Origin of the sequence: Flavobacterium notoginsengisoli (assembly GCF_042686225.1) — a bacterium.
Classification (GTDB): domain Bacteria; phylum Bacteroidota; class Bacteroidia; order Flavobacteriales; family Flavobacteriaceae; genus Flavobacterium; species Flavobacterium notoginsengisoli.
In genome coordinates this window covers 166442-178174 of record NZ_JBHUOT010000004.1, presented here as the reverse complement: position 1 = coordinate 178174, position 11733 = coordinate 166442, and the positions used below count along the sequence as shown (strand labels likewise).

At 32.6% G+C, this 11733-nt stretch carries 7 protein-coding genes; 3 read left to right on the top strand and 4 right to left on the bottom strand.

Annotated features, from left to right (window positions below):
* Nucleotides 1-19: 19 nt before the first annotated feature.
* Entirely contained in the window at nucleotides 20-772 is a 753-nt protein-coding gene (locus ACFS3A_RS11135; protein WP_379825514.1) for an SDR family oxidoreductase, read from the bottom strand.
* A 228-nt stretch (nucleotides 773-1000) separates the two neighbouring features.
* Here ACFS3A_RS11135 and ACFS3A_RS11130 point away from each other — a divergent pair, with 228 nt between their 5' ends.
* Nucleotides 1001-3370 carry a GAF domain-containing protein gene (locus tag ACFS3A_RS11130; RefSeq protein ID WP_379825513.1) on the top strand — a complete coding sequence of 790 codons (2370 nt, stop codon included), beginning with the start codon at nucleotides 1001-1003 and terminating at the stop codon, nucleotides 3368-3370.
* Nucleotides 3371-3616: 246 nt separating this feature from the next.
* On the opposite strand, the gene ACFS3A_RS11125 is transcribed toward ACFS3A_RS11130, so the two are convergent.
* Complete coding sequence (locus tag ACFS3A_RS11125) at nucleotides 3617-4795, bottom strand: Pycsar system effector family protein (protein ID WP_379825512.1); 1179 nt, start codon at nucleotides 4793-4795, stop codon at nucleotides 3617-3619.
* Nucleotides 4796-4821: 26 nt separating this feature from the next.
* Between ACFS3A_RS11125 and ACFS3A_RS11120 the strand changes: the two genes are divergently transcribed.
* On the top strand, nucleotides 4822-8553 hold the full coding sequence (locus ACFS3A_RS11120) for a metallophosphoesterase (protein WP_379825511.1): 3732 nt from the start codon (nucleotides 4822-4824) through the stop codon (nucleotides 8551-8553).
* A 115-nt stretch (nucleotides 8554-8668) separates the two neighbouring features.
* Here the strand turns inward: ACFS3A_RS11120 and ACFS3A_RS11115 are convergent, their stop codons facing one another.
* Complete coding sequence (locus ACFS3A_RS11115) at nucleotides 8669-9535, bottom strand: hypothetical protein (protein WP_379825510.1); 867 nt, start codon at nucleotides 9533-9535, stop codon at nucleotides 8669-8671.
* A 125-nt stretch (nucleotides 9536-9660) separates the two neighbouring features.
* Nucleotides 9661-10713, bottom strand: a complete 1053-nt coding sequence (locus ACFS3A_RS11110; protein ID WP_379825509.1) for a hypothetical protein — start codon at nucleotides 10711-10713, stop codon at nucleotides 9661-9663.
* Between the two features lie 106 nt (nucleotides 10714-10819).
* Between ACFS3A_RS11110 and ACFS3A_RS11105 the strand changes: the two genes are divergently transcribed.
* On the top strand, nucleotides 10820-11728 hold the full coding sequence (locus ACFS3A_RS11105; protein WP_379825508.1) for an ABC transporter ATP-binding protein: 909 nt from the start codon (nucleotides 10820-10822) through the stop codon (nucleotides 11726-11728).
* Nucleotides 11729-11733: the final 5 nt, after the last annotated feature.

Here is an 11733-nt window from a genome sequence, read left to right as displayed (position 1 = left end):
CCTGAATTAGTCAAAAAAATTATAATACTGTGTTTACAGTAAGTCCACCGTCGACAACAATTTCTGTTCCTGTAATAAAGGAAGAATCATCTGAAGCAAGAAAACTAACTGTTTTGGCAACTTCAGAAGCTTGTCCAAAACGTTTCAATAAAATCTTTTCGCCTAAAGCTGCTCCTAAACCTTCTACTTCTTCTTTTTCTAAACCAACTTTACCATATAAAGGGGTTTCTATTGGACCGGGAGAAACTGCATTCACTCTGATTTTTCTTCCTGCTAATTCAGCAGCAAAGATTTTGTTTAATGATAAAACAGCTGCTTTACTTGCTCCGTATACACTTGAACCAGGCATTCCTAATTGAGCATTAACCGAAGTATTAAAAATAATAGAACCTCCATCATTTAAAATTGGCAATACTTTTTGAACGGTAAAATAAACTCCTTTTACGTTCACATTCATAATACTGTCATAATGTTCTTCTGAAGCTGAATCTACTGGAGCAAAAGCCGCAATTCCTGCATTTAAAAAGATGGTATCGATTTTTCCAAACTTAACTTTTACTTCTTCTACTAAATTGTCAATTGATTTTAGATCCGATTGATCTGCTACAATTCCGGTAACATTCAATTCTGTTTCAGCTTTTGTCAATGCCTCTTTGTTTCTTCCTGTTACAATTACTTTTGCACCTTTTGATGCTAATTCTGCTGCAGTTGCATATCCAATTCCACTGTTTCCGCCTGTTACGATTGCAACTTTGTTTTCTAAATTTTTCATTTTATTTGTTATTTAAGTTATTGATTATTCAATTATTATGGTACAAAGACACAATAACGGAACGATCGTTCCGTTATTATTAAAGTTAATTTTTTGTTAAAAAAACTAACGACTTTTAGAAATGCCTGTCAAATAAGGAGTTTTATCTATTGAATGATAAAGGAAAGAAATCGTAAAATGTCGCTGATTCTTAATTTATCCTTAATTTTGCATTAAAAAATAAACAAGATGGATATTCATTTTTTCAAAGAAAGTCCTTTCACTACGATAATATCATTCCACAAACTAATTGAATCGTTTGAAGAAATTGCTTTGTCTGATGTAGATTACAGATCAGATTATGCAAAAGCAATTCTAAAACAAATCGAATCAATACCTGAATTACGAACCGGAATTCAGGATTATTCAGTTATCAAAGAGAATGAAGCTTTAATCAAAAATATATTAGCCGATTTATTTCCGACTGCTTTAACGCATAACGAAATAAAAGCGGTTACCATTCCATTTCAAAATATCTCCTTTAATTATACTGAGCGTTTCAAGAAAATACTAAAAAATGCCGGAGATGAATTTTACATGGAAATTCGTGATTTTGATGATCATCAATTTTATGTAAATAATTGCTGTTTGATATTGGCCTATTATTACAATTATAATATTGATTTTAACAAACCCTTTTTCTACGACATTCCAGACGAAGAAGGTGTTGAAAAACACTATCGCATTTTGTACAATGCAGATTTCATGGAAATTACTCCAACTGAAAATTCTGTACAGCTAAGTCAGGAAGACATTGATCAATTAATTGATAACTACAATGACATTGATTTATGGAAATCAAAATTCCCTCCCGGAAGCTGGATTTTAAAAGGTTTTGGAATTGTCTCTCTTTTTGATGCTACTACTGAAAGTGCAATTTCTACATTGAAAAGTAATCTTTTGAAACCAAATACAAAAAGTTTAGACTCTGATAATATTCTGGAAAACATTTTTAGATCTATTTTTAAAATTCCGAGTCTAAAAGTCGGTTTCATCATTTACAATCCTGAAGAAGAAAAGTTCATCAGACCGATTAAATTTGATAAACAAATAACTAGTTTTTTACTTCAAACGGATCAGGAAGTTGATTGTAAAAATGCTTTTTTTGGTTGTTCATTTGAAAATCTTTTGGATAAAAATGAGCCTTTTGTAATTTCTAATGTTAAAAAGTTTATTGAAGAATCAACAAACAAGCATTTAGGTGAACATTTATTAAGACAGGGAATTCAAAGCTGTGTTTTTGCTCCAGTTACAAAAGATGGCCATTTATTAGGTGTAATCGAATTGGTTTCGGAAAATCCGAGAGATTTAAATAGTGTAAATGCAACAAAACTAGAATTGGTACTTCCGTATTTAACTGATACTATTGATCGTTACAATACAGATATGCAGCACCAGATCGAAGCGATTATTCAGCGTGAATACACAACTATTCATCCAAGCGTGTATTGGAAGTTTAGAAAAGAATCTCAAAACTATTTTCAAAATATAAACCATACAAAAGATTATATTTTTAAAGAAATAGTCTTTAAAAATGTATTCCCTCTTTATGGTCAGATTGATATAAAAGGCTCTTCTGAACATCGTAATGAAACGGTTAAAATTGATTTAAAAAATCAGCTTACGGCTATTCTGGAAATTTTTGATAATCAAAAACCAAATTCGAATCTTGTCCTTTTGGAACAAAGAAAATTTGAATTAGAATCACTTCGTGCTGAATTGGATTTTCCATTGAAAGCTGATATGGAACAACATATCCAGCGCTATATAGAAGAAGAAATTCATCCTATATTAAAGAATACAAAAGGTAATGCCAAAAACGAAAAATTAGCAGAACTATATTTTGAAAGATTGGATGAAAAAACAGGAATGTTTTATCAGGAAAGAAAGAAATTTGACAATGCCATGTCAATCATTAATAAAAGACTGGCATCCGTATTAGATAAAAAACAAGTTGAAGCACAACAGATTTATCCGCATTATTACGAGCGTTTTAAAACTGATGGTGTCGAACACAATTTATATATCGGAGCTTCGATTTCTCCAACAAAACCATTTGATATCATGTATCTGCACAATCTGCGTTTGTGGCAATTGCAGACTTTATGCGAAATGGAGCTGGAACATCACGAACTTAAAGAATCGCTTCCATATGAATTGGATGTAACTTCTTTGATTTTAGTTTTTAGTTCGCCACTTTCTATTCGTTTTAGAATGGATGAAAAACGTTTTGATGTTGATGGAACTTATAATGCGAGATACGAAGTAGTTAAAAAACGAATTGATAAATCACATATTAAAGGAACAAGCGAAAGAATTACGGAAAAAGAGAAAATTACAATTGTATACTCTCAAAATAGCGAAGAGGCAGAATATTTAAAATACATTAAATACCTGCAGCATAAAAAAATTCTTGAACCGGCAATAGAACAATTTGAAGTTGAAGATCTTCAGGGCGTTTCTGGTTTAAGAGCCATTCGTGTAAAAGTGATTAATAACACTTCAAACTCGGCAGTTAAAAAGATAACCTATCAGGATTTATTAGATGAGCTCAACTAAAAGTTGAGCTTTTTTTTATTTTTTAAACACATAGAAACATAGATTTTGAAACTTAAAAAAAGGCGTTTCACTTGCATTAATTCACATAGATAAGCTATGTGTTAGAAACTAGTTTCTTTCTTTATTCTTTGTAGATAAAGAAAAAACTATGTTTCTATGTGTTTAAAAATATTTTTGCATAAAAAAACTTTGTCAAAGTTTGAAACTTTGACAAAGTTGCTAATCTTAAAAATAGATTCTAAAATTTTAAATTGATTTAAAAGCAATTACGAACGAGATAACCGTAATAATCAACCCGAACATAAAGAAGTTATATGCAATTCGAAGTAAATTATACTTTCGCTGTAAAACCAAACCTAAATAATACAAATCCTTTATCATGGTTGAATACAAATAATCGCGGTCTTTCATCATTTCATTCATAGCCCAGTCGTAATCTTCCAAAGGCATTTTATAGAAATTTCCAAAGAACATTAAATTTACTTTTTTTGCTTCAACATCGTCACGTGTAAAAAAACCTGATGTTACTTTCGGTCTTGTAGAAAGAATCGCAAAAATAATGGTAATTACGCTTGACATCAACATGATAAAAGTCGGAACGACCAAATGAGCATTTTTTGGACTGTCCAGTTTTGGAATAATAGAAGACAAAGCAATCGAAATTATAATCGCATTTACCGACAATAAAATATTTGCTTTACTGTCAGCAATTCCACTTAAACGAGTATGATTTCCGAGAGTAACGCGAAACAAAGTATCGATTCCGCGATCTGGTTTTTCAACTTTTTCTTTCTTTTTGTTTTCCTCTTCTATTGCTGCAGCCGCTTTCAATTCTTGTTTATTTATTTTTTTCTGAATCAATAGCAGATTTTTTTCTTTTAAAGGCTGCCATTTTCTTAAGGCATAATCAGTATAAAATCGGTGTTTATTTAGTAAAAAATTTAGATTTTCTCTTGTCCATTCGGCATTAGAGAAACTTACAATTCCGGTATTTTTTAGTTCAAGACGCAATAATTCGCAAGTTGTGGTATATTCTTCCCCCATTAAGTGCGCATAATCAGCATCTCTGATTATTTTTTCTAAATGCGTTTTAGGTTCATATTCTTTAACTGTTGCGAGAATTAAACTGGAAACCAATGCAATAAATTCTTCCGATTTCCCTTTTTCACGCAGAAAATCAGCGGCTATTTTAGTGCTGGCTTTTTCATGGTTTTCGTAACCCTCAACATATCCTGCATCATGAAACCATGCGGCAACCAAAAGTGCCTCTTTGTCCTCATCTTTAACATCCTCTTTTTTACAGAGTTCTTTTACTGCAGTAACTACTGTGAAAGTATGGTTAAAATTATGATAAGAATATAAATTAGAAAGTTTATCTTTGAGTAAATTACTGACGAAATCCTCGGATTGTTCTATTAGATTCATAAAGAATATTTTTATACCACTAAATTATGAAATTGTTTTTGGATAATCATTTTATTGCAAAAATTAAAACCGGAACGGTTGCTTTACTTCTACTTTTCCTCGTTTATTCTTGTGCAACCCACAAGCCACAATACGGAAAAAATGTAAGCTCAGTCGAGAATGAAAACGCAACAGATACTATAAAAATTGCGCATACTTTCTTTCTTGTCGGAGATGCCGGAAATGCTGACGAACAACAAGCGCAGCAAACGCTCGAACTATTACATCAGAGACTCAAAAAAGCCAATAAAAAATCAACGTTGCTTTTCTTGGGAGACAACATTTATCCTAAAGGTTTTCCTAGTGATAAAAAGTCCGGAGATAAGGCTTTGGCCGAAACCAAACTAACAAATCAGTTAAAATTAGCTGACGGTTACAGAGGGAAAACCATTTTTATTCCCGGTAATCACGACTGGTACAGCGGTATTAAAGGCCTTGAGTTACAAGCTGATTTTGTGACAAAACATTTGAATGACAAAAAAGCTTTTCTTCCAAGAAAATCCTGTCCAATAGAAGATGTGAAAATTGATAGTATTACAACGTTAGTAACTATTGACAGTGAATGGTTTCTGGAAGACTGGGATGATCACCCAACAATCAACGACAATTGTGAAATTAAAACCAGGGAAGCTTTTTTTGAAGAACTGGAAGGTATACTAAACAAAAATCAGGAAAAGACTGTTGTTTTAGCTATTCATCATCCTTTGCTGAGCAACGGAACACATGGCGGGCAATTTTCATTAGAAAAACAACTATTTCCATTGGAGCAAAAGATTCCTCTTCCGGTGATTGGCTCATTTATTAATTTATTGAGAAAAACTTCAGGAGTAAGTCCGCAGGATATTCAAAACAAACAATATACAATTTATGCCAAGCGAATTAAAACGCTTTTGCAAAAGCAGAAAAATGTGATTGTAGTTTCGGGCCACGATCATAATTTACAATATATCAGCAACGAAAATATCCAACAGATTATCAGCGGTGCAGGTTCTAAATCTGAAGCTGCAAGGGCTGTAAACGAAAATGATTTTTCATACGGCGGAAACGGTTACGCCACTTTGACTTTATTTAAAAGCGGCGATGCTAAAGTTTCATTTTATGGAAATGAAAATAATAAAGAAAAACTGCTTTTTGAACGTGAAATCATAAAAGCTAAAGAAATCAACTGGGCTTCAGATATTCCAAATAATTTCCCTTCAAAAATTACCACTTCTATCTATTCACCAAAAATGACAGATAAAAGCTGGCTGCATAGTTTCTTATTCGGAAAACATTACAGAAAATATTACAGCATGCCAATTGAAGCAACTGTAGCAACTGTTGACACTTTAAAAGGCGGTTTGAAACCTATTCGCGAAGGCGGCGGACATCAATCTGTTTCATTAAGAATGTCTGATCCAAAAGGACGTGAATTTGTAATGCGTGGCATGAAAAAAAGTGCAACCGTATTTTTACAATCTGTTGCTTTTAAAGATCAATATGTAGTAAATGATTTTGAAGATACGTATGCCGAAAGTTTCTTATTTGATTTTTATACGACTTCTCATCCTTATGCTCCTTATGCAATTGACGGTATGTCCAACAAGATCGGATTGCTTCACACCAATCCGATTTTATATTACATTCCGAGACAAAATGGTTTGGGCGAGTTTAATGCCGGTTTCGGAGATCAGTTGTATATGATTGAAGAAAGGCCAGCTGACAATCATTTAGATGGAAAAAACTTCGGAAATCCAAGTAATATTATCGGCACCGATGATGTAATGCTGAATCTTCATAAAGATGAAAAATATTCGGTTGACGAAAAAGAATATATAAAAGCCCGTTTGTTTGATATTTTAATTGGCGACTGGGACAGACACAGTGATCAATGGCGTTGGGCCGAATTTAAAAAAGATGGTAAAGTAATTTACAAACCAATTCCGCGTGACAGAGATCAGGCTTTTGTGAAATACGATGGTGCTTTACTTTCTATTTTAATGAACATTCCGGCATTGCGTCACATGCGAACTTTTAAAGACAAAATTGGCAATGTAAAATGGCTGAGCAGAGAACCTTATCCTCAGGATTTGGCTTTCTTAAAAACGGCTGACCAAAAAGACTGGATTGAGCAGGCAAAATATATTCAGGATAATTTGTCGGATGCAGACATAGAAAAGTCTTTTAAAAATATGCCTAAAGAAGTTCAGGATGAAACTGTTGACGAAATCATTCGAAAATTAAAAAACAGAAAAAGAGAACTTCAGAAATATGCGGCCATTTATGCTGATGTTTTAAGCAGAACTGTCATGATTGCCGGAACAGATAAAAAAGACAAATTTGTTTTAAACCATAATGCGAAGAAAAGTATTGAAATTCAGGTTTTCAGATCGAAAAAAGAAGGTGATGAATTACTCTACACTAAAACCGTTACAGATAACAAAACCAAAAATTTATGGATTTATGGTTTAGATGATAATGATATTTTTGAAGTGAAAGGAAATTATAAATCGAATATTAAAATCCGTTTAATTGGCGGTCAGAATAACGACACTTACAACATTGAAAACGGAAGAAAAGTTATTGTTTATGATTTTAAATCAAAAGAAAACACCTATAATTTAGACTCTAAAACACAGACACAATTAACAGATGATTACGATGTTAACTTATACAACTACGAAAAACCGAAATACAATGTAGTTTCGGGTCTTCCAAATATCGGTTTCAATCCTGATGATGGTGTGAAAGTGGGTGTTAACTTAAATTATACCGTTAACAATTTCAAACAGAATCCATACACACAAAGACATGTTTTAAATGCTTTTTATTATTTCGCAACTGGCGGTTTAGAATTTAATTACGCTGCACATTTCCCTGGACTATTAGGAAAATGGGTAATTGATGTGGAATCACTTTATACTACGCCAAATTTTGCAATGAACTATTTTGGCTACGGAAATGAATCGAAATATGATGATGATTTGAGCATGGATTATAACCGTGTCCGAATCAGAAAATTTAACGCTTCGGGAGCGATTAGACATGTCGGAAGATATGGAAGCGAATTCAGCATTCAGCCAATTTTCCAGAGAATGACCGTGGAAGAAACTGAGAATCGTTTTATAGATCTTCCAAATATTATAAATCCGGATGTTTTTAATCACCAGAATTATGGAAGTTTGAAAGTAAAGTATCTTTTCAAAAATTCCGATTTTGCTGCTAAACCAACTTTAGGAATGTTTTTTATGATTGCCGGTACCTGGACGACCAATCTGGATGAAACAAGTAAAAACTTCCCAACTCTTGAAAGTGCTTTAGGATTTACACATAAAATTGATAAAAGCGGAAAACTGGTTTTAGCAAGTTATCTTAAAGGAAAAGCCATTTTTAACAATAATTACGAATTCTACCAAGGTGCTGCTTTAGGAGGCGATACCGATTTACGTGGATTTAGAAACGAACGTTTTTTAGGAAACCCCTATTTCTCTCAAAGCTCTGATTTACGTTTAAGTATTGGCCGAATCAGAAAAACTATTGCTCCGTTTACTTACGGAATTTTAGGCGGTTTTGATTATGGTAGAGTTTGGCTTGATGGCGAAGATTCTAAAAAATGGCACCATGATTACGGTGGCGGACTTTGGTTAAACGCTATTAATGTTTTAACTGCAAGAATCTCGTACTTTAAATCTCCTGACGAAATTGGAAGGGTGATTTTTGGAGCGGCATATAGTTTTTAAGTTGCTGAGATTCTGAGATGCTAAGGTTTTCTTAGATTGCTATAAAAAAGCCACGAATTCACGAATTATTTGTAATTAAAATTCGTGAACTCGTGGCTAACTTTTTCTTAGAAACTTAGTGACTTAGAAGCTTAAACTCATATACATTTCCTCCTATTTTATCCGCTTTTTCATCGGCGATTAACAGGGTATTATTGTCTTTGAAGACGATGGCTTCTTTTTGAGAAAAATGATTAAGTTCTATTTGGGTTTGGGTTCCTTTATGAAATAAATCTCCTTTGAATCCTTTAAACAAAAGAACTTTGTCGTGACTTAATAAAGCAACTTTCTTTCCATCCGGACTTATTGTAGCGCTTGTTAAAACACAATGATTATAATTATTACAAGTTTTAAACTCTCCTATTCTAATGGCTTTTTGAGTTCCTGACGCATTTTTGATTTTGTAGATAAAAGCAGTTCCGTCAAAACCTTTGCTTCTGTTTTTTGTAAAGAGATAAAAATAACCGTTGTATTCAAAGAAGCTTTCAACATCATAAAATAGTTCTTTTTTCTTTGGCGGAAATTCTGTTTGCTCCGGGTATGAAAATGAGATTTTATATTCGGCAGAAGCCAGATCTTTATTCAACTGATTTTTTGCCAGTTTGTAAATACACAAATCTGTTCTTTCGTTATCATTATTTCCAAAATCGCCTATATAAATATTTCCTGCCTTATCTTTTGTAATGTCTTCCCAATCTACATTTTTGGCATTTGAAATCGTAATTGTTTTTTCTATTTTTCCTTTAGAATTTAAAGCATAGATAGCATTTTTATTGCCACTGTCTTCCAAAGTATAAAGCAGATTGGTTTCAGGAAAATAAGTAATTCCTGAAACTTCTTTCAATTTTTTAGGAAGTGAATAAAGTACTTTTAAATCATTGCCAGATTGTTGTTGGCAAGCCAATAAAACTATTGAAACGACTATTAAAAAAGATTTTTTCATAAGGTTGTTTTTATTTTTTTGTCATCCTGAGGAACGAAGGATCACACCAGAAATTCCGAAAAGTAATTCTCCAATCTTTGTCGAGTTACTTATGTGATCCTTCGTTCCTCAGGATGACAATAATTCTAAACTAAGTTAGTATTTTTAAAATTACGTGTAATAAACTCAAATGCCGCGTGCATGATATGTCCCATTGATTTTGCATTTTTAAATTTCATATCATTAGTATATCGGTACAACTCCAATTTAAGCTGATTGAGATGTTCTTCGGTTGAAATGGTATCGTGACACATAATATTTAGAAGTTTTTTAATTCTGTTTTCTGCTGAATGAATACGTTTTGCTAAAATGGCTCTTTCTTCATCTTTATACTGAATAATAGAACGTTCTTCCAGTTTTTCTTTAATCAGCTTAATCATTGGAAAATTTTCCTTGAAAAACTGCGGACGGTAAACTTTAAAATTTCCTTCGTAACATTGCTGATCAAAATCAATTGGGCGGATTTTATACACCACCTGATCAAAATCGTGAATAGGTACAATCACATAATTATAAGCACGCATATCTCCTAAAAGCCGAATCATGCAACGTTCATTAAACTTTACGAACTCTTTTGCAATTTGGGCTTTTTCCATTTCGGTACACGAATCTAATAGAGTATCCATAAAAACATCTCCCGGAATTCCAATAATATGTTCTTCTATTAAAGTGTCTTTGTAAACCAAAAAGTTAATTTTATCCGGTGACAAAATATCTTCCAGTTCCAAACCGTAAATTCGGGAAGCATCGGCTTTTTTGATGTAAAAATGAACGTAGTTATCGTTGAGAATATTTCGAACTTTAATTCTGAAAGGTTTTGAATTTCCGAAAGTACAATAATCAATAGCATCTACATTTAAAAACTGAATAATCTCGCTGTTACCATCAGAATGCAACAAAGAATAAATCCTTTTTAAATTTAAATCAATTTCATTGCGTTCAAATTCGCTGTAATATACCCGAATCCAAAGTGTATCGTTGTCATGTTTATCATAAACATTAATAGAACCCGAAAAACGAAGCAAGTCATCATAAAACACAGAAACTTTAGAAATACGTTCGTATCGCTCCAAATAACTTAAAAGTGGTTGTGTTAAAGGATAAGAAGGTTTTTTTAAAACCATTAAAGGCTCGCTCATTTTAAATATCTTTATTACAAATTTACATCAATACGATTGAATGTTAGAAATTAAAGTAACAAAAATCGAATTGGTTCGTCATACTAAAAACTAAAACCAGAAAAATTTGGAAACCATTTTAACCATTGAGAATCTAAATAAAAGATACGGCCGAATCCAGGCGCTTAAAAATGTCTCTTTTACAATACAAAAAGGTCGTGTTTATGGCATTCTAGGGCCAAACGGAAGCGGAAAATCTACAACATTAGGAATTGTATTAAATGTTGTAAATAAATCTTCCGGTAATTATCGCTGGTTTGATGGCAATGTAGAAACGCACGAAGCGTTAAAAAAAGTTGGGGCAATTATCGAGCGTCCAAACTTTTATCCTTATATGACAGCCGAGCAAAACCTGAAACTGGTTTGCAAAATCAAAAATATCAATTATTCCAAAGTCAATGAAAAATTGGAATTGGTTGGTTTGAGTGAACGAAAAGACAGCAAATTCAGTACTTTTTCTTTAGGAATGAAACAGCGTTTGGCAATTGCATCAGCGCTTTTGAATGATCCTGAAATTCTGATTTTAGATGAACCAACTAACGGATTAGACCCACAGGGAATTCACCAGATTCGTGATATTATTAAAAAAATTGCTTCGCAGGGAACCACTATTTTACTGGCTTCTCATTTATTGGATGAAGTTGAAAAAGTTTGCTCTGAAGTAATTGTTTTAAGAAAAGGAGAAGTTTTGTATTCTGGTTCTGTAGACGGAATGGCTGCAAATGAAGGTTTCTTCGAAATTTCTTCCAATGATAATGAAGTTTTAAAATCGGTTTTAAGCAATCATAATGCTGTTGGACAAATAAAAGAAGAAGACGGAAAGGTTTTGGTTTACCTAAAAGCAGAGTTATCAGCTTCAGACTTAAATCAATTTTTATTTTCTAAAAATATTGTTTTAAATCATTTAGTAAAACGTAAAAACAGTCTTGAAGCTCAATTTTTAGAATTAACAAAAAACACCAATCCAAAAATCTAACCGAA